The following is a 22,863-nucleotide window of genomic DNA, read 5'->3' as shown; positions in this document are numbered from 1 at the left end:
TTATTGTTCAGATTTTATTACATCAAACCATTATTTGATTTGAAAAAGTTTTTTGGGGTGACGCATTCCCGAAGCCGGGAATAGCATCTTCGGGCTGATACGAGAAAATATCAAGATACACGACTTTCAGAGGCAATTTCCTTATGAGACATATTTTTCATGCGACTCATATTGAATATCTTTTGGCGCTGTGGAGGAAGGCAATTGATTGCATTTTGGAGAATCGCTTGATATTCAGAGTATATAATGTTAGAATCAATCGCTTCTTCTTCGTGACTTTTTGTTTGGACAGTATCTGTTTCGCTTTTATTCACCGGATTCGATCTCTGTCCCTACGATAAATGATAGCATCCAGACCAAGGTCAGAAGATGAAATAGAAAAAAGAAAATCAGATTTGTATTATATCAAAATGTCACTACACCCTGTTAATTTCGAATTACTACCCCATATTTTGGAATATACACTTAGGGGTAATATTTTTTAACATAGCAAAGGGGTAGCATAGTCTCTGTAAAAGTGGCAAAATGTCAAATCGGTCTTTCTCTGATTTGCCGGTATTGTCCATTGAGCAGGAATGGTTACGGGTTTGATGTTTTTTGCCCGGTCAACATACAGATAGCTTTAAATAAAGTAGATGTTATACTTAAAATATTTTATTAATATTATTTATAGTTGCAAAATAGATTGGGCGGATTTAAATCTCTATATTTGAAACCAACCTTAGATGTGTTATGAGAAAGACGATTGAAATATCATTATTAAGCCTATTGGGTATTTTGTTTGGTTGTAATGACGATTCTTATGGCGAAAAGATATCGCTTTATGAATCAGTTTTCATTGAATATCGAGTAAAAGAGGTTATAGCATTGGAAGATCCTGTATTTATAGGAATATATGATAATAAAGATCATAGTTCCCCTATTGTAGTACATGTACCTATCGAAAGAAAAGCTGTGTATTTCTCGGAGTTCTATTTCCCAAAAATATTTGTAATGTAGAAACACGACTTCCTGTTTTTAATGTAAATGGAGAATTCATAGGTGATTCTGATTTTAAATATATTTTAGAAAACGGGGCTGCTTGTATTTTTACAGATTCGATTGCTTATACACATTCTTTTGAAATACCAGCAGGATGTGAATACAAGTTGGAATCTTTTAATAGCGGATATCAAATATTTGCAGATTTTTCGATGAAAGTCAAGAATTCTGTCGATGGAGATTTTTCTGATATATCAGGAATATGGAACGGTGTTATATATACGACAAATAAGTTAATTGTTACAAATGAAAAAAACGAAACTATAAGCTTTAAAGAAACCATGATACATTACTCTTTATAATAGAATATTATTAACGCTTAAATATGTTATGAAAACTAATTTATTATCAAGTAGTATTAGTATTGTCGCTTTGTTGAATGTACACCGCCTTTTAAAAGTTTTATCTCTAAATAAACGAGAATGAAGAATATAGTAATTTTATTATCTGAAAATAGGATTAGCCCTGTTCTAACAAATTCTTGTCAGTTAGGAAATCCAATAATCCGATTGTAAGAACACCGACTTCATCTTCCTTACGGTGAATGTCATCACCTACAATGACAATCTTTCGGAAATGGTCGTTGATAGACAATAGAGGGCGACGCTCTTGGAATTCTTTTTCTGGCGTAGGCATATGAAAAGCAGATTGAATATAGACCCTGTATGGCGGTCGGTTCACAACAAAATCAACCTCCAGCTGCTTTCTGACAAACTTTCCGTTCTCATCCTTACCTCCAATCTCCACCAAACCGACATCAACATTATACCCACGACTGCGAAGCTCATTATAGATGATATTCTCCATAATGTGCGTTTCCTCTTGTTGGCGATAGTTGAGAATGGCAGCACGTATGCCTATGTCTGCAAAATAGTATTTTGTCTCGGTACCAATATACTTTCTACCCTTTACATCATAACGCAGAGCCTCTTCTATCAAAAATGAGTCTTTCAAATAATCAATGTATTGCTTTATCGTATCTCTTTTAATGGTAACACCTTGTACGGACTGGAAAGTGTTTGCAATTCTGGTAGGATTGGTGGAAGAACCAATGCCCGAAGCAAGCACACGCACCAACTCCTTCATCCCTTCAGGATTGCGTAGATGATTGTGTTCTATCACATCACGGAGATAGGTCGTTTCATACAACCCACGCAAATAATCTGTTTTCTTTTCTTCCGTTTCCAACAGAGCTACCTGTGGAAGTCCGCCAAAAGTGTAATAATCCAACCAAGCCTTGCGTATGTCACCGCCAATGCCCTTGAAGTATTCATCAAAGGTGAGAGGCCATATGCGTATCTCGTCACCTCGGCCACGAAACTCTGTCACAACATCGCTTGACAGGAAACGAGAGTTGGAGCCTGATACATACACATCCACATTCCTCATGTGTGTCAAGCTAAGAATGACTTCAACAAATTCCTCCACAAGTTGTACTTCATCCAAAACTACATAATAAGGATTGCCGTCATCTACAACCTTGGAGTCGATATAGTCAAGTAAGGCATCTGGCTTTCTCAATCGTCTGTTTCGGAAATCATCAAGTTGAATTTCGATGATGTGACTATCGGTCACCCCATGTTCCAACAGCCAGTTATGCCAGATGTCAAACAGCAGAAAAGACTTTCCGCATCGTCTGATACCAGTTATAATCTTCACAAGTCCGTTTCCACGTCCTGTGATAAGTTCATCTAAGTATTTCTTACGTTCAAATATCATGTTAGAGTGCGATTTTTGATATTGGTATCATATTTTACACCGTAAAAGTAACGCTTTTATTCTGAAAGGTAGCATAAACAATGGAAAAACTGCATTAGCTGATAGCAGATGGATGTTGGGCCGATTATTTGTCTTATAAAATAAGGGGGCAGCTTTGGGTTGCCTGGAGCAGGGAAGGCGGACAGAAACGGTTATGGGTTTGCTGTTTTTATTATAAAGAATATTGTTTTTTATTGAGAAATCGTGATTGTTGAAAAATATTTACTATATTTGAGAAAATTTTATTATTACAAGGAGATGGCTTTAGATTAAGATAGTATGAATAAGTACAAAGATCTTTTATTAGGCAGAATTGCCGACCATTTGGTATTGAACAGCCCTTTTTTAACGAATACAGGGTTGTTTCATGGAATGATGGGAGTTATATTGTTTTTTGCCCATTATGCCCGTTATAAACAAAGTACTTATTATGAAAAACTAGTAGGAGATCTTTTTGCTGATTTATATGAAGATATTAGTGATGATACTCCTGTAAATTTTGAAAACGGGTTGTCTGGGATCGGATGGGGAATATTATATTTGTTGAAAAATGATTTTATAGATGGGAGTGCCGATATCATACTTAAAAATATAGATAGCAAATTGTTAGCCGTAAATGTAAAGTATGTGAATGATTTTTCTTTAGAACATGGGTTGCAGGGAATGTATTATTATATATCTATGCGTGTCCAGTATGCCAATCAAATTCCTTTTACTTATGAATATATGTCGGAGTGGAACATTATCAAAGATAAAGCTGAGTTGCATACTGATTTTGACATAAATAGCCAGCTTGTGGATTTAGCAAATACAAAATTAGAATTGATCGGTTCCGGATTAGGCCTATGTGATGGATGTTCTGGATATGGATTAATGTTGTTAATGTCATGAACAGTATTTATTTTATCATAGAAATTTCTGATTCGTCCCGATATGGGATAGGAACGTATTTGCATCAAGTGCTGAAAGCATTGGAGAAAACATCTTTTAGGGTAAATGTTGTGTCTTTGGGTGATAATGGTGTGAATGAGATTGCTGTTCGTGTAGAAAACGGAATTCGTCATATACAAATACCATCGAGTTCATATCGTGGTATTATCGGACAAACGATGCTTGAACGGTGGGAACGAAATTTGTTTTATGTCATTATTCCTTATGTGTCGATGGAGGATAAAAATATATTCCATTTCAATAGCTATTCATTGTACTGGTTCGCATTAAAGTTGAAGCAAAATTTGGATTGCCGGATTTTGCTTACCGTACATTATCAAGGATGGTGTTTGGATTTACTGGGGGACAGACAGCGTTTGCAGGAAACTTTGAATGCGTTGGAATGTGATACGGTTACATCTCATGTGAAGGATTCTGTATATAAAGAGAGTCGTTTTATCAATGAAATAGCAGATCATGTAATAGCTGTTTCAGAGAGTTCGCGAGATAATTTATTGTCTGTTTACAGGGTCGATCCGTTGAAGATATCGTTGATACCTCATTCTGTAAAATATGAAAATTTTAATTATCCAGATGTAGATAAATGGCAAGAGAGAGAAAGGTTACATGTTACAAAAGAAGAGATGCTTATCGTTTTTGCGGGACGATTGGAAATTATAAAAGGACTTGAATATTTGCAGGCGGCTTTTATCGAACTTTTGCAAGAAGATAAGGATTTGCGGCTTGTCATTTGCGGAAGTGGCAATTATGATTATTTTCTGAAGACTTCCACACCGGTTTGGAACAAGATCACTTTTACCGGGAGAATTGCCAGAGAAGAATTATACAGGCTTTATGCTATAGCGGATATCGGGGTCGTCCCTTCTTTTCATGAGGAGTTCGGATATGTAGCGCTTGAAATGTTGATGAGCGGATTGCCTGTTATAGCGAATAAAACGTCTGGATTGCGTGATTTGCTGGGGAATGAAAGGTTCGGGCTATATTTTGAAATTGATAAAAAAAGTTTTTCCCGGACTGTAAAAGATTTGAAGGCGAAAATGAAGTTGCTGCTTTATGATCGGACTGTCAGGGAAAAATATAGGCAAAACATACAGGAGGTTCGTTTGATGTATGGCATAGAAGCGCAAAAGGCAAAGTTGACGGGATTATATGAATCGTTGATGAAATCGTTCTAATTAAAGCAAAGCAGATTTATGAAAAAGCAAATATTATTGAATACGCAAGGTGGAAACTCTTATTATTATTCGAATAATAGCAGTTCGTTTTATTTTGTCCATCCGCAAATGAAAAATGTTCTGGACGGAAAGGTCGACGGGCTTGAACCTTATTATAAGGCAAAGGTCGAATTTTGGGAAAAGAACGGTGTCTTTGATAAATATGAACCGTACTTTAATACGCATATAGAGCCTGACAAAATAAAACAGTCTGTGGCCAACATCCGGCAAGTCGTTATCGAGGTGACGGACCGCTGCAATTTGGCATGTCATTACTGTATTTATGGGGAATATTATAATAATTATGACGAACGAACGGGGAAACAGCAAACATTTGAAAATGTTCGTGCTCTATTAGACTATTTAGTCGAAATTTGGCGATCGGAGTTGAATGTTTCTTTTAAGAATACAATTTCAATCGCATTCTATGGAGGAGAGCCATTATTGAATATGGCTTTGATAGAGAAAACTGTGGAATATATAGAATTGGCAGGATTGAAAAGTATAGAGTTTTCCTACAATATGACAACAAACGGTTTGTTGTTGCATAAATATATGGATTTTTTAGCAGGGAAAAAAGTCAATTTGCTGGTTAGCCTGGACGGAGATCGGGATAGCAATATACATCGAGTGACAAGAAATGGGGAAAACAGTTTTGACAGAGTGTTCGAGAATGTAAAGTTGTTGCAAAGCAGACATCCTGATTATTTTGAGCGGTATGTCCGTTTTAATGCAGTGATGCATAAAAACTGTATAGAACACGATGTCCGCCGTTTTTTCAAGAAGTATTTCAATAAAGAGGTGGACATATCCCAATTGAATACGGTCGGCCTGAATCCTGAAAAATTGGAACATTTTCAGTCAATGGTTTTTAAACAGAGAGAAACTTGGTTCGACAAATCCAAACGTAAGAAAATACCGGCCAATCTAAAAGATTTGGTTAGCGACAGGATGGTTATCCAATTCGGCGCCTTTATAGATGGATATTGCGGAAATACGATACTGTCTTATCTTGATCTGTTTGAAGATAGAAAAAGAAGAAAATATATACCTACGGGTACCTGTTTCCCATTCGAGCGAAAATTGTTTTTGACTGTGAACGGCAAGATCTTGCCGTGTGAAAGGATGGGGCAGAACCAATTTCTGTCGAAAGTCGGGAAGAAGGATGTCGTGGTCGATTATGAATCGGTTTCTGCGATTTATCGCTCGAAATATGAGAAGGTGGTTCGCCAATGCCGGACGTGTGCCTTGTGGAAGAATTGCGGGCAATGTGTCTTTTCTCAAAAGGAAGAAGATGGAAAAATAGTATGTCCAGTTTATATTTCTTGGCATCAGGCCAATGTCTTTTTTTCGGAACTGCTGTCATTTGCCGAAACGTATAGAGGAATTTATGAAAAGGTGTTGAACAAATTAATGTTGGTATAGCGTATGGATAGTGGTTTGACTCAATATTGGTTTTATTTGGAGCCGTATGTCTTTTTATTCAAGGGGAAAGGGCATGTACTTGTCTATAATTCGCTCAATGGGTTTTATCTGAAATGCGAGGAAGACATATTGCTTGATCATGTTCTGTTGAAATTATTGGAACCGGACAGCGGCTATTGTATCCGGCTGGACAGTGGTTTGTTGGGCAACGAGACGGTCAAGTTGTTTGTTGCACAGATAAGAAATAGCTTTTCCGGTGATCTTGCCGATTGCAAGAGTGTAGGGGTGCGTCCTTTCATATTCAAGCCCAAATTGAAGGTCTTGCCTGAGGCATCGTTGAAGCATTTAAAAGAGGATGATGTCTTTTCCGGAAGAAATATAATGAAAAATCTGAATGAAGTGACATTGTTTTTGAACTCTTCCTGTGACCGGAACTGCCGTTCCTGTTCTGGGTATAGCCGACAATTCGACTGCTGTTTGAATTCCGGCAGGGGTGAGATGCCGTGGGAGAGGTGTTTTAATTTATTGCTCGATATTGAAAATTCGGGTGTTCGGAAAGTGAACTTTTCAGGTGGGAATCTTTTGGCTTATACGCATTGGCGGCAATTGCTTTCCGGTGTAGAGAAATTCAGTTTCAAGAAGAAGTTTTATATACATATCGAAAACCTCGAACCGTTACTTGAACGATTTGATGCGTTCGATGTATTGTTACCTGATGTAAGAGTTATAATTCCGGTTTGGAATTTGGAGGCGTGTTCTGATGAATGTGCAGGAATGATAAAGTCTTATAAGATGGATATGGATTTTGTCGTTTCGTCGGAAAACGATGTGGCTTGTTTGAACTTTTTCGTAGACCGGTTTGGGATAGATTCTTCCAAAGTTCACTTGAACCTGTTTTATGACGGGCATAATAAAAGTTTCTTCGAGAAAAATGTTTATACCTCTTTGTCGGATATAACAGACTATGTTGTAGACAAGAACAGCATATTCAGGAGGCAAACGCTAAACGAATATTTTTATGGAAAATTGATCATCCTTCCAGACGGGGATACGTATGCCAATCTGAATCATCCTTGTATAGGAAACGTATTTCTGCAATCTTTGAAACAGATGGTGTATGCGGAAATGAAACAGGGGAAATCCTGGTTTTATACCCGTGACAGAGGAAAATGCAAAGGTTGCAGTAATAAATATTTGTGCCCTTCTCCGTCTAATTACGAATTGGTTATGCGGAAGATGGATTTATGTTCGATTTTATAAAAAAACAGGATGGGAATAATCCCGTCTTATTATTAACAATTAAATAATAAAGGTTATGGTCAAACTTGGCGAATTAAAGCTGAATCAGCTTTCAAAAGCGAATTTGAACCAAAAAGAGATGAATTCTCTTTTTGGAGGTGCTAACCAGGTAGGTTGCTGCGTGTGCGGTTGCTATTATGCAGGGGCAGGAGGAGGTTCTTCTGTTGGAGGCAATAGCGGAGCAAATGGAGCTGGCGGTCTTGAATCTCCTGGTGGAGGTGTCGGGTCCGGATCTAAAGCGTGAACTTGAGAGTTCTATCGGTCTGTTTGTCATTTATAAGATGGCAAATTCTGGATGTTGCTACGAACCTTGTACACAAGGTTCGTAAGGGTTGTTGAAAGTGCGTCTTTGGACGCACTTTCTTTAAGTCTTATTTACAAAAAAACAAAAAATGAAAAATATAGTAATTTTATTATCTATCCTTTGTTTGTCTTGCCAATTTCACGCAAAAAGCAGTGAGGGAGAAGTTCTTGCCGATACATTGTCGGTCGATATGAGTGAACCGGAAAGAGTGCAACTATCCCCAATAGAAGCCGGAGATTTCCTGATGAAGGATGAAACAGCATTTGGTGAGGTTATTGAGTTGAAGGGTGAGAATTTGGTGCCTGATACGTTTATTTGGAGAACTCTTCAATCAATGATGGTTTGGAAAGGAAGTAAGGCGGTTGTTAGTAACAATGATTTTCGTGGAGGTAGCCGCCCGTTCCTTATGTTTGAATATCCGAGTATGCGCTTTATCCGAAAAATCGGAACGATAGGAAACGGTCCGGATGAATTTATGGTGACGCAAGTAGTGCCGGCAACAGATGATTCGTTGCTGTGCTATTTGTACGAAGAAACAAAAGATAAATTGTATGAGTGTGATTTTGAAGGGAATTTCAAGCCGTATCCATACCCGTTTGATTCATCCATAAAGCAAGGATTCAGCACTAAATCCGATATATATAATGTCGGAAAAGATGATTTTTTCTATGTGAATGACAGCAAAACCGGAAAAAGCATTTTCCGGTCGACTATGAATGGCGACTCGATGAGCGTTCAAGAATTGTATAGCTTGCAATTGAATCCTAAGCGGAAGTCTCCTTTTGCTTATATAGGCTCTTTTGCAGTAAATCTTGATCGAAACAGGATGTTTTATGCCTATAAGTATTTCAGAATATTGCGGTTTATGGATTTGGAAGGTAATGATGTACGAACGCTTAATTTTCAACAGACAGAATTTGATTATGGATCGTTGAAAATCGCGGATGGCTTGGATCGTAATATTACGTATTATTGGGAAAGACCAGCTGTGACAGATAAATATATTTATATATTGTATAGTGGACGTACACCTGCCGATGCGGTGAGAGAATCTTCGAAAGGAAATATTTATATTTATTTGGAACAATATGATTGGAACGGAAATCCAATCAAAAAATATAGGTTGGATAGATGGGGTTATGTGTATTTGGATGAACAAAGGAATGAAATAATAATGTTGTCGACGTGGGATGATGATCCGTTTTGGCGTTATAAGTTTCCTGTAGAATGAATATAAGGGTAAAGTAATGAAAAATGAAAGGCGTGTAAAAACGTTATTGGTTTTGAATCCTTTTCCGAGAGAACCTCTCCCGACAGGGCGGATTTTGCCGGGGAATTGGAGCGTCTCGACCAATCGTGAATTGTTACCGAAAGCAACAGCCGTCCTGTTTCATTTGCCGACAGCAGATGGATGTTGGGCCGATTATTTGTCCTATAAAATAAAGGGGCAGGTTTGGGTTGCCTGGAGCAGGGAAAGCGGACAGAATTTCCAGTGGCTGGATGAGCTGGATTTTGCTTCTTTGTTCGAGCTGAAGATGGGATATAGGAAAACGGATGACATCTTGTATCCGTATTATAAATATGAATATAAGGATTTGTTATCGAGAAGTCGGGGAGAGGAAAATAAAGAAGGTGATGTTTGTGTGTTGATATCCAGTTTATTGGATAAAAGCGGACGGTTTGAATATTTGTCAGAACTGATGCGTTATCTCCCGATCGATTCTTATGGAAAATGGATGCAAAACCGGCTGTTGGAAGAAGATACGGGGAGGAATAGCAAACTGAACTTGTACCGGAAGTATAAGTTCGTTATTGCTTTTGAGAATGCGATAGAAGAGGATTATGTGACTGAAAAATTTTATGATCCTTTATTGGCAGGTTCGGTTCCTGTTTATTTGGGCGCTCCTAATATACGAAATTTCCAACCGGGAGAACATTGCTTTGTTGATGTGAACGTTTTCGATTCTCCGAAAGAATTGGCAGGCTTTTTAAAAGATTGCTGCCGGGATGACTGCTTGTACGAACAGTTTCATTCGTGGCGTAATGTCCCATTATCGCCTGGTTTCATGAAGATGGCCGGGGAACAGAAATCAGATCCTTTTCTTCGTGTTTGTCGTCAAATCGATGATTATTTGGCGACGAACAGTTTAGCCCCTTTTCCTGCAATTGAATCTTGGAAAGGGAATACGGAACGGAATATTGTCGTATCGGTAGTCATGCCGGTCTATAATCAGGAAAAATATGTACAAGATGCGATCGAAAGTATTTTGAACCAGACATTTCAGGATTTCGAGTTGATCGTTGTCAATGACGGTTCGGATGACAATTCGGAAAGCAAGATTCTTTCTTGTCGGGATGAACGTATCGTGTATGTGCGGAATGAAGAAAATCAGGGGAATTATCCGGCACGTAATATAGGAATTGCAAAAGCAAAAGGACGATATGTAGCTGTGATGGATGCTGATGATCTGGCTTTTCCTACCCGTTTGGAACAGCAGTTTACGTATTTGGAAAACCATCGTGATTTGTGTGTTGTCGGATCTGGTTTTACTTTTTCCGACACGCTTCGGAAATGTAGGCATCCTTTGGGAGATGAAGAGATTCGGTTGGCTTTGTTGGATCGGAATAGTTTTATGCACGCTTCTTTGATGATTCGGATGGAAGCGTTGCGTGAATTGGGCGGGTATAACGAAGCTTATCGGTATGCGTCAGATTATGATTTGGTTTGTAGGCTTGTTTTATATGGAAAAGTTGAAAACTTGCCGGATATTTTGATGATTTATCGTTGTCATCCTGATTAAATTTCTCAAAAGCGTATGCGGTTGCAACAGATGTATGCGGAACAGATCCGGACACATTACAGATTGTCTTTTTCCGAATGTTACGGTGGAACTTCTTTCGGATATCTGGATGCTCATTCTTTAAGAGATGAAGAATTGGGGAAAATCATCACTCTATATATTTATGCCCGGTATAAGGCGGACGGAGCATTGGAAAGAGAGGCGGATCGGAGGGTGAACCAAGTGTGTGAGGAAATGGGGCAAAAAGAAGTATCAGGTTTGTTTGATGTCGCTTGTGGTTTTTTGTGCCTTTTGCGGAATGGTTTTGTGGAAGGAGAGGAAGAAGTGGTGTTGGCAAATTTTGACCGTCAGTTAGATTGGTTGTGCTTGGCACTAAAAGAAGAAGATCGGGATTCTTTATATGGTTGGATTCATTATTTGCTTTTGCGTATTGAAAATAAACAGAATGATGATTTGAATTTTATTCGGAACAAACAGAATTTGATTTGTCTATTAAGTTATTTGGATTGCGAGGATGTGAGAGGTGACGATATTTTATTGACGAGGGATCTTGGATTGATCTGCTCGATGAGGATATGTCCCGTTATTATTGAGAAGTTGTCGACATGTGAAAGAGAGGATCCACATGTGACGATTGTTATACCTGTCCGCATAGATTCGGAAGAGAGAAGTCATAATCTGGATTGGGTAATTGAACATTTGTCTCATTGGATAAATACATCCATATTAGTTTTGGAGGCGGATGAGGTGCCGCACTATTGGTTGAAAGAGCATTATGAGAATGTAAGGTATTTTTTTGTGGAAGACCATGATCGGGTATTTCATCGTACACATTATTTGAACCGATTAATTAGGATGTCGGAAACATGTATAGTCGGAGTTTGGGATACGGATGTATTTGTACCAGAAAAACAGAAAACGGAGGCTGTCCGCAGGATAGCGAATGGAACGGTTGCTTTATGTTATCCTTATGATGGGCGGTTTTGTTCTCTATCCGAGCAAAAAAGTTTGTTGGTGAAGGCTGGGAAAAAGAGATTTTCCGGCAGGCTTTCAGGTGACGATGTCTTATCGGTTATGATACATTCGTTTGGAGGGGCTTTCTTTATTGATAGAAAATTATATTTGCAAGCAGGCGGTGAAAATGAACATTTTTATGGTTGGGGATGCGAGGATTTAGAGCGAGTGAAGAGGATGGAAATATTGGGTTTGTCAATTTCTCGTACTTCTGGAACCTTGTATCATTTGTATCATTCTCGGAACGAAAATTCTTGGTTTGCAGATTTGGCAAATGAAAGGCGGAATCGGGTGGAATATTTGAATGTTTGCGGGATGGACCGGGCTGCTTTGCTGGAATATATACGAAGTTGGAGTTTGTGATCCGGAATATTGTTTGTGCTTACCCGAAAAAGTTGTACATTTGTCCCCTCGAAAATCAAACGGAATATGGAAAGGATTCGATTAAAAGACAAAGAATTTGAACTTTTTATCCCGGAAGAAGAGATAAAGGACGCAATTGCAAAAGTGGCGGAACGCATTCGCGCCGATGTGGAAGGCACGCATCCGTTATTCGTGGGAATCCTGAACGGGGCTTTTATGTTCACGGCGGAACTGATGCGCCAGTTGAAAGAACCCTATGAAATTACTTTTGCCCGCTATTCTTCCTATAAAGGGACCAGTACGACCGGTGTGGTCCGTGAGATTATGCCGGTACAGGCCGATGTGAAAGGGAGGACTTTGATTTTGATTGAAGATATCATCGATACCGGCTTTACGATGCAATATGTGATGGACAAACTTCGTAAGGACGGAGCGGCCGATGTCAAACTGGCGACTATGCTGTTCAAACCCGATTCGTTGAAGTGCGACCTGAAACCAGATTATGTCGGCTTGCAGATTCCGAGTGACTTTATTGTCGGTTACGGACTGGACTATGATGAGATGGGACGGGGCTATCGGGATATCTATAAGATAGTTGACAATTGATAGTTGACAATCGGGAAAAGAAGAAATTGGTTACATTAATTATATAAAGAGTGACGATGGGCGGTTGAATTTGGCTGGTGATTGTCAATTATCAATTGTCAATTGTCAATTTAAAAAGTAAACTTTTTTATGTTGAACATTGTTATTTTTGGTGCTCCCGGCTCAGGAAAGGGAACACAGAGCGAATTGATTATTAAAGAATATGGTTTGGACCATATTTCTACAGGTGATGTTTTGCGTTCTGAAATGAAGAACGAGACAGAGCTGGGTAAGATTGCTAAAGATTACATCGAAAAGGGACAGTTGGTTCCTGACGAACTGATCGTTGACATGTTGGCCAAGGTTTTGGACAGCAAGGTGAACTCCAAAGGCGTCATCTTCGACGGTTTCCCTCGTACGATCCCGCAAGCAAAAGCTCTGAAAGAAATGTTGAATAAACGTGGAACAGATGTTTCCGTTATGCTGAACCTTCAGGTAGACGAAGATGAACTGATCAAACGTCTGCTGGAACGTGGCAAGGTTTCAGGCCGTTCGGATGACAATCTGGAAACAATCAAGTCAAGACTGGATGTTTATCACAAGCAGACGGCTCCTTTGGCTGACTACTATATTGGTGAAGGCAAACATGTCGCCATCAAAGGTATGGGTACAATCGAAGAAATCTTTGGCCGTATCAAAGAAGCTGTAAATAGTTTGTAAATCATAAATTGAAAAGTAAAAGTGGCTGAATCAAACTTTGTAGATTATGTAAAGATCTATTGCCGCTCTGGTAAGGGCGGGAGAGGGTCTTCTCACTTTCGCCGCGAGAAATACATTCCGAAAGGAGGTCCCGACGGAGGCGATGGAGGGCGAGGAGGCCATGTGTATCTTCGTGGAAACCGGAATTACTGGACGCTTCTTCATCTGAAGTATGAACGTCATATCATGGCGACGAATGGTGAAGGCGGCGGTGCTAAACGCAGTTTCGGGAAAGACGGTGAAGATCGTGTGATAGAGGTTCCTTGCGGAACAGTCGTGTATGACGCCGATACGGGCGAGTTTATCTGTGACGTGACCGAAGACGGTCAGCAGGTAATGCTGTTGAAAGGCGGACGCGGAGGGTTGGGCAACTGCCACTTCAAGACGTCGACCAACCAGGCTCCCCGCTATGCGCAACCCGGCGAACCGGCGCAGGAACGTATGGTGATCCTGCAACTGAAACTGCTGGCCGATGTCGGTCTGGTCGGTTTCCCGAATGCCGGAAAGTCGACGTTGCTGTCGGTTGTTTCGGCTGCCAAACCGAAGATTGCCAATTATCCGTTTACGACGCTCGAACCGAACTTGGGTATCGTAAGCTATCGCGACAACCGTTCGTTCGTCATGGCCGATATCCCCGGTATTATCGAAGGAGCCAGTGAAGGCAAAGGCTTGGGCTTGCGGTTCTTGCGACATATCGAACGCAACTCGTTGCTCCTGTTTATGGTGCCTGCCGATGCGGATGATATCAAGAAGGAATACGAAATCCTACTGGGTGAACTGGTTAAGTATAATCCTGATTTGCAGGATAAAAGCCGTGTCTTGGCTATCACAAAAAGCGATATGCTGGATGAGGAGTTGATCGAGGCGTTGTCCGAAGATCTGCCGGAAGGCGTTCCTCATGTCTTTATCTCTTCCGTTACCGGAATGGGGATCACCGAACTGAAAGACCTGTTGTGGAAGGAACTGAACAAGGAAACGTTCCACGAGGTAGAGCGTATTGTACATAAAAACATCGATGTAAGCGCACTTCCGCTTGACGATGACGATTTTGTCATTCCTCTTGACGAAGACGATCCCGACGACGATGAAGAATATGAAGAGTATGAAGATTGGGACGACGAAGAAGATGAAGATACATCCAAATGATAAAGTGAAGATGTTGCAATTCCCCGTATTAAGCGAGGATTGCAACATCTCTCATTTTGTGACAACCCGTCAGGGAGGAGTGAGCGAAGGCACGTATGCCTCCTTTAATCCCGGTGAATACAGCGGGGATGATCCGGAAGCCGTCCGGGCGAACCGGAAAATTCTTTCGGATGCGATCGGAATACCTGCCGAACGTATCTTTGCGCCTTTCCAGGTCCACGGGGCGGAGATACGTTCGATCGGACCATCCTTCCTATCCCTTCCTTTGGAAGAACAGCGGCTTTACATGCACGGAGTGGATGCGCTGGCGACAAATGTGCCGGGTGTTTGCATTGCTGTTTCGACGGCCGACTGTGTCCCGGTCTTGTTGTATGCCCCCGATGTGAAGGCGGTAGCCGCCGTTCATGCCGGTTGGCGGGGAACCGTACAACGGATTGTCGCGAAAACCGTTCGCTATCTCATGGATGAATATGGAGCCGATCCCCGCTTTATGAAAGCCGGCATCGCACCTTCCATCGGTCCCGAAGCTTTCGAAGTCGGCGAGGAAGTAGTCGAAGCCTTTCGGGAGGCCGGTTTTGAAATGTCGCGTATTCTGAAGCGCGATGCCGATACCGGAAAAGCCCATATCGATTTATGGGAGACCAACCGCCTGCAATTATTGTCTGAAGGTCTTCCGGCCGGAAATATCGAACTTGCCGGCATCTGCACCTACACCCACCCCAACGAGTTCTTCTCCGCCCGTCGTCTGGGAATCAAGAGCGGACGCCTCTTGTCCGGGATCATTGTTAAACAGCAAGCAGTCGATAAATAACAATATATAGTTTTACAAATCATAAATCATAAATTTCTCCAATGATAAGCGTTTCAATTTCAGAAGAAGTAGCTACAGCCTGTCCGGATTTGCATGTTTTGGTTATGTCTTGTGATGTTTGCAATTCGGAATCGGACGAACGGCTTTGGCAGGAGATGGCTGACGAAGAAAAGGCCGTCCGGGAGACAGTTAAACTGGAACAAATCAACAAATGGCTTCCTATACAGGCCACCCGCCAGGCCTATAAGCGTCTGGGGAAAGATCCGAACCGCTATCGTCCCTCTTCCGAGGCGTTGCGGCGGCGCATTCTTCGCGAATTACCCCTTTATAAGGTCGATACGTTGGTCGATCTCATCAATTTGGTTTCTATCCGGAGTGGATATTCCATCGGAGGCTTCGATGCGGATAAGATTGCCGGTGACAGCCTGGTGTTGGGAGTTGGCCGGGAAGGTGAAATTTATCATGGGATCGGGCGTGGCGAACTGAATATTGCCGGTTTGCCGGTCTATCGGGATGCGGTCGGCGGAGTCGGAACTCCGACCAGCGACGAAGAACGTACAAAAATAGGGCTGGATACTACCCGCCTGTTAATGATTATAAATGGTTATTCCGGATTGGATGGTCTGGAGTCGGCAGGGAAGTATGCCGCCACCTTATTAAGCAAATATGTTTCAGCCATAAACATGGAGGCGGAGCTTGTTACGGTTAAGGATAGGGCAAAAATAACACTATAATTGTGTTATAATAGTGTTAATTATGCTTATAAAGCATAAAAAGCGACTGTTTTATGCTAAAAAACATCTATATCCTTTTGTTTTAATCGATTAATCTATAAATTTGCCCTCGTTAACGAATTAACAAAACAAAAAGAAAAATGATCGAATTGATTGGAACAAACGCCGGCCTTGTTTGGAACGCATTAAATGAAGGCGGTAAAATGAGTGTTAAGGCAGTAAAGAAAGCAACTAAAATCAAAACAGAAAAAGATGTGTATGCTGCTTTGGGTTGGTTGGCTAAAGAAGGCAAATTGGCTTTCGAAGATGTCGAGGGTGAATTGTATGTTGCGTTAGTATAAAAAATAGCGTAGCAGAATCTATTGGAAGGAGGGCTGTTCGGATTTTAGTTTGAACGGCCTTTTGTGTATCCGGACGTTTTCTGTCAAAAAAACAAACCGATTCGTTGTTTTATTCAATTCTATAGTTTACTTTTGTGTAGAATTTGGTGTGAAATGACCGAAGATCATAAAAGATTGTTGGCTGTATTTGATGTTAGGGTTCGTGATTTGATGGAGCTTTGCGATAGGCAAAAACAGAAAATCAACGAGCTTGAAGACTTTTTGGTACAGAAAGAAGGGAAACTTCAACAGGCGATAAAGACGATTGAAGAGTTGAATGCCAAATGTGATAATATGCTGACTGCGCGAGTTGTTTCTGTCAATGAGGGAGAAATGAAAAGTGCCAGGATGAGATTATCGAAGTTAGTGCGGGAAGTAGATAAGTGCATTGCACTATTAAACGAATAGAGGCGATGGACGATAAATTTCTTATACATGTAGAGATAGCCGGTAAAAGCTATGGTATCAGGATCAACCGGAGCGAGGAGCAGGAAGCACGTGAGGCTGTCCGGCAAATCAGGATGAAAATGGACCAGTACCGGAAGAAATATTCCGAAGTGGATGTAAAAGATTTGTTAGCCATGGTGACCTTTCAACTATCGGTGGAAAACCTGAAGTTGGAGGAAAAGAATGACACAAGTCCCTTTACTGAAAAGATACAGGAGCTGACCGATGAATTGGATAGCTACCTGAAGGATAAATAGTTGTAAGAATAGAGAAGATGCGTTTCCGCACTACTTTGCATGGGGTATCCATGTAAGGCAGTGCTTTTTTTGTATAATAATATAACTGAATTTAAACTATAAGTAAAATGGGTATGACTATAATCATAGCACTTGTAACCTTCATTGTCGGAGGTCTGCTCGTGTGGTTTGTGATGAGAATCCTTATGAAGTCAAGGTATGACGCCGTGATACGCGAGGCTGAGAAGGAGTCGGAAGTAATGAAGCAGAAGAAGCTGCTCGAAGTAAAGGAGAAGTTTCTTCATTTGAAAGCGGACCTGGAGAAACAGGTATCCGCCCGTAATTCGAAGATACAGTCTGTTGAGGCTAAGTTGAAACAACGCGAGTTGGGTTTGAACCAACGTCAGGAAGACCTGCAACGCAAGAATAGCGAAGTGGATGCCGTAAAGGAGAACCTGGCTGCCCAATTGGAACTGGTAGATAAGAAGAAGCAGGATTTGGAAAAACTTCATCAGCGTGAAATTGAACATCTGGAGACACTTTCCGGACTTTCGGCCGAAGAAGCGAAAGAGCGTTTGATCGAATCTCTGAAAGACGAAGCCAAGTCGGAAGCAACTTCCTATATCAACGAGATCATGGAAGAGGCGAAGATGACGGCCAATAAGGAAGCGAAGAAAATCGTTATCCAGTCCATCCAGCGTGTGGCGACCGAAACGGCAATCGAGAATTCGATTACGGTCTTCCACATCGAATCGGACGAGATCAAAGGCCGTATCATCGGTCGTGAAGGCCGTAACATCCGGGCGTTGGAAGCTGCGACCGGTATCGAGATCGTCGTTGACGATACGCCTGAAGCAATCGTGTTGTCCGGCTTTGATCCGGTTCGTCGTGAAATAGCCCGCCTGGCTTTGCACCAGTTGGTACAGGACGGACGTATCCATCCGGCACGTATCGAGGAGGTGGTTACGAAAGTAAGAAAGCAAGTTGAAGACGAAGTGGTGGAAACAGGTAAACGTACTGTCATCGACCTTGGTGTTCATGGCTTGCATCCTGAGTTGATCCGTATGATCGGTAAGATGAAATATCGTTCTTCTTACGGTCAGAACCTGTTGCAGCACGCACGCGAAACGGCCAACTTATGTGCAGTGATGGCTTCTGAACTGGGATTGAACCCGAAAAAGGCAAAACGTGCCGGACTGTTGCACGATATAGGGAAAGTGCCTGATGACGAGCCGGAATTGCCGCACGCTATCTTAGGAATGAAGCTTTGCGAGAAATATAAAGAGAAACCGGATATCTGCAATGCCGTAGGCGCTCACCACGACGAAGTGGAAATGCAGACGTTGCTCGCTCCGATCGTACAGGTTTGTGATGCCATTTCGGGCGCACGTCCGGGAGCCCGTCGCGAGATTGTCGAGGCTTATATCAAGCGTCTGAATGATCTGGAACAGTTGGCCCTTTCTTATCCGGGCGTAGTGAAGACATATGCCATCCAGGCCGGTCGTGAACTTCGCGTAATTGTCGGAGCCGACAAGATCGACGACAAGGATACCGAAAACCTGTCAAACGAAATCGCAAAGAAGATCCAGGATGAAATGACTTATCCGGGTCAGGTGAAGATCACGGTGATCCGTGAGACTCGTGCGGTAAGTTACGCTAAGTAGAAATCAATAATCATTGAATAAGTTTATGGAGAGCCGGGCAGAATAAAGTCCGGCTCTTTTATTTTTTTCGCCAAAATCAGGAATTTGCCGTCACTTCTCATTGGCACGGGGTGATTTGCGTTTGCTTAATATTACCGCTGGAGCAGGGGCAGACCTCTATACGACCTCGAAGTTGCTCGGCCATGCCGATGTAGAAATTTATCAAGGTTATTGCATTTTCTTGATTTTGGCTCACTAATCCATTTCTGTCCACTTTAGAATAATCGAACTGACGTTCTTGTTCCAAGTCGTATTCAATCGCTTTGCGAATATCAGGAGCGGAGACATACAACACCGTATCGCCACGTAGTACCCATTCCTTGGGACTGCCTTCACCTTCTCGCATGACAATAATCAAAGGGGTTCAAGGAATGGTGAAGCCAGATCGGATGCTTGCACAAAAAAAGCGGCTGCCCGGAAATAGGGCAACCGCTTTTTTAGTTTATGTAAAACGGGATTACTTATTTGTAACTGTAACCCGCTTTCTTCTGTGCGCTGTTGGCATTAGCGCCGGGAATCAATGTGAAGCCCCACTTGTACTCCCGGTCTGCCGGTAAAGTGTATTCCGGTTCCGGACGTGAATACCAACTGTCGTAGCCGGCCAATCCCTGCTGTTTCAGATCGACGCATACTTCAACGAAGTTGCGCGGTGTGATGTCGTTGATATGTGTCTGGCGAGGTTTGCCGTACGGTCCGATTTTCGGGCGATTGGCAATCTCTTCCGGAGTGAAATTGTTCCACTGGTACGGACGGTTGGTTGTCTTGTCTGCATCGAAATCTTCGACAGAGTTGCGCATTGCGTTGAATTCCATCTCGTCGTCTGCAACGATCAACAGGTTCTTGCCTTTACCGCCTAATGAGATCCAGCGTGTATCGCAATGGTGGCCGTTTTCCTGCGGACGGACATAGGGGAAGTACTGCTCTTCAGCCGTGCTCTTATACTGCCCGATCATGTAACCGGCCTTGCGGTCCCAATAGTTCTCCAGCGGGCCGCGACCGAAATATTCCAGTTGGTCCATCGTTGCCGGCAGGCGGAAACGTACGCCGATACGCGGAACGACCATCTTGTCGCGTTCGCTCATCTTCTCACGACCCGGCGAGAATGTGGCAGTTGCGGTTGCTTCCGATATCTCGATCTTCTTCCCGTCCAAATGAGCCGGAGTGAAAAGCGTTGCCACGTTCATGGTGCCGTCAGGATAGATTTTATAAGTGATGACGAACTGGTTGCCGGCAGGCAATTTATAGTCGACTTTCACGATTGCGTTGCCGTCTGAGATTTCAGCAGAAGCGTTTGCCACGTTGAAGTTACGGCTTGAGAGTTCCCAGATTTCCAGACGCTGCGGGTCGCCACTTCCGTAATCGTTATCGTTCGGGGCACGCCAGAAGTTCGGCCGGATGCCGAAACCTTCGTTGAAGTATTCCGTACCGCCAACTTTGTAAGAGGTGACGACACCGGCTTTCTTGTCGAATACGAAGTTTACTTTCGAGGAAGTCACCTTCACGTTGTCTCCTTCTTCCGATACGGTCAGTTTAGGACCACCTGCTTTGTAAGCCGCCTTGTCGGTTTCGACAGGCAGACGGAACTGATCCTGTGCGATATCGTAGCCGTCAGGAACAAGTCCTTCTTTCTTTACGGTCGTAACGGCGAAGTCAACCAAATAGTCCACACCTGCCTGCGGTTTCAGGCCAGCTACGGGAACGGTGATTTCCTGTGAAGTTTGCGGAGCCAGGTCGAGCGACATCTTGTTGCTCTTGATGATCTTGTTGTTTGCTTTTATGGTATAAGTAAACATATAGTCCTTCAGGTTCGTGAAGTAGAAACGGTTGGTGACCTTGAACACGCCGTTTGCCGCATCTACAGCCTCGAAGCCGACGTTCTGATGCGCGAACTTCACTTCAGCCATTCCCGGATGCGGTGTGCGGTCCGGATTGACCAAACCGTTGCAAAGGAAATTGCCGTCGCTCGGCATGTCTTTGCCGAAGTCGCCGCCGTAAGCGTAAAACTCTTTTCCGTTTTCATCTTTGGTCAGGATACCTTGGTCTACCCAGTCCCAGATCCAACCGCCTTGCAAGTTCGGATATTTGTAGATGGCTTGCCATTGTCCCCACAGGTTACCGGTCGAGTTACCCATAGCGTGGGCATATTCGGACGGTGCAACCGGGCGGTCGCTGCCTTGCGCGCCTATCTCTTCCAACCATCCGGCACTTGGGTATTGCGGTACATACATGTCGCTATTCCATTCCCAAAGAGCACGTTCGTAGTTGACCGGACGGTTCATCAGGTCTTTGTCTTTATTCTTCAGGTAGAGGTAAGTCTGGTAGAAATTATAACCGTTTCCGGCTTCGTTGCCTAATGACCAGATCGTTACGGACGGATGGTTTTTGTTGCGTTCGTACATGTTGACCGTACGGTCCATGTGCGGCTTCAGCCATTCCGGGTTGTTGCCTAACGTGCCGCCTTTGCGCAGGTTGTAGTACATGCCGTGCGATTCGATATTGGCCTCGTCGTAGACATACAGTCCGTATTCGTCGCAAAGCTCGTAGAACTTACGGTCCTGAGGATAGTGGCACAGGCGGACGGAGTTCAGGTTGTGCAACTTCATCAATTCGAAGTCCTTGCGCATCAACTCTTCCGTTACGTAATGCCCGGTCAGCGGGTTATGTTCGTGTATATTTACGCCCTTGAATTTGATCGGCTGGCCGTTGAACAGCAGGACGGTGTACGGTTTGCCGTTACCGGCGATCCGGTCAATCTCTTTGATTTCGATGCGGCGGAAACCGACATTCTGCGGGATCACCTCCGTCACCTTGCCGTCTTCTTTGATCGTCATCAACAGCTTGTAGAGGTTTGGATGCTCTGCATTCCAAGTTTCCACGTTATCCAATGTCTTTTCGAACGAAGTCGTCTCAATCGTGTTTGGGCTTACCCACAGCTTGTTCTCGGCCGTTGCAGCCACATTGCCTTTTGCATCTAATAATTCGTATGTGACGTCGATGTTCTTAACCTTATCGGAATGGTTCTTGATGTCCATTGCCAGACTGAAAATACCGTTTCTGTACGTGTCGTCGAGCGTGGAGACGATACGGTAATCATTGACAGCAATCTTGGGCTGCGACCACAGATAGACGTCGCGTTCGATACCGCTCAGACGCCAGAAGTCCTGGCATTCCAGATAGGAACCGGTACTCCAACGGAAGATCTTCAGCGTCAGCACGTTCTTGCCCGGTTGCAGGTATTTGTTGATTAGGAATTCGGCTGGATTCTTGGAATCTTCACTATAGCCGACTTCCTTGCCGTTTACATAAACATATAAGCCCGATTTAGCTCCGGCGATATGCAGATATACGTCACGTCCGTCCCAACCGGTAGGAATCTCGAAGTCGCGGCGGTAAACACCAACCGGATTCGCTTCCGGCAACAGCGGAGGTTGCGGGTTACGCGGTTTGAACTCATATCCGTGGTTCGTATATATGGCAGTGCCATGTCCCTGAACCTCCCAGTTTCCCGGAACGGTGATGTCGTCCCAATCGGAAGTGCTGACAGAAGGATCTGTGATGTTGGCAGGAAGTTTTTTATACGAATCTACGAAATAGAATTTCCATGTGCCGTTCAGCAACGAATAGAAAGGACTTTTTTCATATCGGGAAGAGAGAGCTGTAGCACGGTCTCCATAGCTCATAAAAGAGGATCGGGGAGCCTCTTTGTTAACGGCAACGACTTGGATGTCCTGCCAGTAAGGCTTCTCAGGCTGGTTCGCCGCATTGTCTGCCAATGCTGTGCCCAGAAAGAAGCAACTCAATACTCCTGCGAGCATCGTCTGTTTGATCACGTGTTTCATATGCATTTTTAATTTAGATTAGCACTGTTGCAATTGACAATTGGCAAAGAAAA

General features: G+C 42.8%; 22 protein-coding genes. 18 read left to right on the top strand and 4 right to left on the bottom strand.

The annotated features are described in order from the left end of the window. Nucleotides 1-110: 110 nt before the first annotated feature. Nucleotides 111-314 (bottom strand): sigma factor-like helix-turn-helix DNA-binding protein, encoded by a 204-nt coding sequence (locus BQ9893_RS12380; RefSeq protein ID WP_075966320.1) that lies wholly within the window; start codon nucleotides 312-314, stop codon nucleotides 111-113. Nucleotides 315-732: 418 nt separating this feature from the next. On the opposite strand from BQ9893_RS12380, the gene BQ9893_RS12375 reads away from it, so the two are divergent. Then, a complete protein-coding gene (locus tag BQ9893_RS12375; protein WP_075966319.1) occupies nucleotides 733-999 on the top strand; it encodes a hypothetical protein in 267 nt (88 codons plus the stop codon). Between the two features lie 501 nt (nucleotides 1,000-1,500). On the opposite strand, the gene BQ9893_RS12370 is transcribed toward BQ9893_RS12375, so the two are convergent. Next, a complete protein-coding gene (locus BQ9893_RS12370) occupies nucleotides 1,501-2,760 on the bottom strand; it encodes an ATP-binding protein (protein ID WP_075966318.1) in 1,260 nt (419 codons plus the stop codon). A 318-nt stretch (nucleotides 2,761-3,078) separates the two neighbouring features. Here BQ9893_RS12370 and BQ9893_RS12365 point away from each other — a divergent pair, with 318 nt between their 5' ends. From BQ9893_RS12365 to rny, 17 genes are all read left to right on the top strand, one after another. Beyond that, entirely contained in the window at nucleotides 3,079-3,690 is a 612-nt protein-coding gene (locus tag BQ9893_RS12365) for a lanthionine synthetase LanC family protein (protein ID WP_075966317.1), read from the top strand. Next, nucleotides 3,687-4,925: a glycosyltransferase gene (locus BQ9893_RS12360; protein WP_075966316.1), complete on the top strand. Its 1,239-nt coding sequence runs from the start codon at nucleotides 3,687-3,689 to the stop codon at nucleotides 4,923-4,925. Before BQ9893_RS12365 ends, BQ9893_RS12360 begins: the two co-directional genes overlap by 4 nt. An 18-nt stretch (nucleotides 4,926-4,943) precedes the next feature. Further along, nucleotides 4,944-6,389 carry a radical SAM peptide maturase gene (locus tag BQ9893_RS12355; protein ID WP_075966315.1) on the top strand — a complete coding sequence of 482 codons (1,446 nt, stop codon included), beginning with the start codon at nucleotides 4,944-4,946 and terminating at the stop codon, nucleotides 6,387-6,389. 3 nt (nucleotides 6,390-6,392) lie between these two features. Then, complete coding sequence (locus tag BQ9893_RS12350; RefSeq protein WP_075966314.1) at nucleotides 6,393-7,649, top strand: TIGR04150 pseudo-rSAM protein; 1,257 nt, start codon at nucleotides 6,393-6,395, stop codon at nucleotides 7,647-7,649. Nucleotides 7,650-7,704: 55 nt separating this feature from the next. Beyond that, nucleotides 7,705-7,932 carry a TIGR04149 family rSAM-modified RiPP gene (locus BQ9893_RS12345; protein ID WP_075966313.1) on the top strand — a complete coding sequence of 76 codons (228 nt, stop codon included), beginning with the start codon at nucleotides 7,705-7,707 and terminating at the stop codon, nucleotides 7,930-7,932. Nucleotides 7,933-8,080: 148 nt separating this feature from the next. Further along, a complete protein-coding gene (locus tag BQ9893_RS12340) occupies nucleotides 8,081-9,223 on the top strand; it encodes a BF3164 family lipoprotein (RefSeq protein WP_075966312.1) in 1,143 nt (380 codons plus the stop codon). Between the two features lie 16 nt (nucleotides 9,224-9,239). Beyond that, on the top strand, nucleotides 9,240-10,793 hold the full coding sequence (locus BQ9893_RS21115; protein ID WP_081415454.1) for a glycosyltransferase: 1,554 nt from the start codon (nucleotides 9,240-9,242) through the stop codon (nucleotides 10,791-10,793). A 135-nt stretch (nucleotides 10,794-10,928) separates the two neighbouring features. Continuing rightward, the gene (locus tag BQ9893_RS12325) at nucleotides 10,929-12,170 is read left to right on the top strand and encodes a galactosyltransferase-related protein (RefSeq protein WP_167369870.1); all 1,242 of its coding nucleotides are present in this window, start codon (nucleotides 10,929-10,931) and stop codon (nucleotides 12,168-12,170) included. Between the two features lie 66 nt (nucleotides 12,171-12,236). After that, nucleotides 12,237-12,776, top strand: a complete 540-nt coding sequence (hpt, locus tag BQ9893_RS12320; RefSeq protein ID WP_075966311.1) for a hypoxanthine phosphoribosyltransferase — start codon at nucleotides 12,237-12,239, stop codon at nucleotides 12,774-12,776. A gap of 129 nt (nucleotides 12,777-12,905) precedes the next feature. Then, nucleotides 12,906-13,475: an adenylate kinase gene (locus BQ9893_RS12315; protein WP_075966310.1), complete on the top strand. Its 570-nt coding sequence runs from the start codon at nucleotides 12,906-12,908 to the stop codon at nucleotides 13,473-13,475. Nucleotides 13,476-13,496: 21 nt separating this feature from the next. After that, entirely contained in the window at nucleotides 13,497-14,660 is a 1,164-nt protein-coding gene (gene obgE / locus BQ9893_RS12310; protein ID WP_075966309.1) for a GTPase ObgE, read from the top strand. After that, nucleotides 14,608-15,471: a peptidoglycan editing factor PgeF gene (gene pgeF, locus BQ9893_RS12305; protein ID WP_075966308.1), complete on the top strand. Its 864-nt coding sequence runs from the start codon at nucleotides 14,608-14,610 to the stop codon at nucleotides 15,469-15,471. Before obgE ends, pgeF begins: the two co-directional genes overlap by 53 nt. A gap of 41 nt (nucleotides 15,472-15,512) precedes the next feature. Further along, nucleotides 15,513-16,205, top strand: a complete 693-nt coding sequence (locus BQ9893_RS12300; protein WP_075966307.1) for a B3/B4 domain-containing protein — start codon at nucleotides 15,513-15,515, stop codon at nucleotides 16,203-16,205. A 140-nt stretch (nucleotides 16,206-16,345) separates the two neighbouring features. After that, nucleotides 16,346-16,546 carry a winged helix-turn-helix domain-containing protein gene (locus BQ9893_RS12295; RefSeq protein WP_075966306.1) on the top strand — a complete coding sequence of 67 codons (201 nt, stop codon included), beginning with the start codon at nucleotides 16,346-16,348 and terminating at the stop codon, nucleotides 16,544-16,546. A 153-nt stretch (nucleotides 16,547-16,699) separates the two neighbouring features. After that, nucleotides 16,700-16,993, top strand: coding sequence for a hypothetical protein (locus BQ9893_RS12290; RefSeq protein ID WP_075966305.1), 294 nt, complete (start codon nucleotides 16,700-16,702; stop codon nucleotides 16,991-16,993). A 5-nt stretch (nucleotides 16,994-16,998) separates the two neighbouring features. Beyond that, on the top strand, nucleotides 16,999-17,289 hold the full coding sequence (locus BQ9893_RS12285) for a cell division protein ZapA (protein WP_075966304.1): 291 nt from the start codon (nucleotides 16,999-17,001) through the stop codon (nucleotides 17,287-17,289). A 107-nt stretch (nucleotides 17,290-17,396) separates the two neighbouring features. Further along, complete coding sequence (rny, locus tag BQ9893_RS12280) at nucleotides 17,397-18,932, top strand: ribonuclease Y (RefSeq protein ID WP_075966303.1); 1,536 nt, start codon at nucleotides 17,397-17,399, stop codon at nucleotides 18,930-18,932. A 97-nt stretch (nucleotides 18,933-19,029) separates the two neighbouring features. On the opposite strand, the gene BQ9893_RS12275 is transcribed toward rny, so the two are convergent. Both BQ9893_RS12275 and BQ9893_RS12270 read right to left on the bottom strand, forming a co-directional pair. Continuing rightward, nucleotides 19,030-19,317 (bottom strand): hypothetical protein, encoded by a 288-nt coding sequence (locus tag BQ9893_RS12275; RefSeq protein WP_139322607.1) that lies wholly within the window; start codon nucleotides 19,315-19,317, stop codon nucleotides 19,030-19,032. A gap of 115 nt (nucleotides 19,318-19,432) precedes the next feature. Continuing rightward, nucleotides 19,433-22,810, bottom strand: a complete 3,378-nt coding sequence (locus BQ9893_RS12270) for a glycoside hydrolase family 2 TIM barrel-domain containing protein (RefSeq protein WP_075967359.1) — start codon at nucleotides 22,808-22,810, stop codon at nucleotides 19,433-19,435. Nucleotides 22,811-22,863 lie beyond the last annotated feature (53 nt).

It is taken from the genome of Parabacteroides massiliensis (genome assembly GCF_900155425.1).
Lineage (GTDB): Bacteria > Bacteroidota > Bacteroidia > Bacteroidales > Tannerellaceae > Parabacteroides > Parabacteroides massiliensis.
Note: the sequence above shows the minus strand (reverse complement) of the source record. Positions and strands in the feature narration are given on the sequence as shown.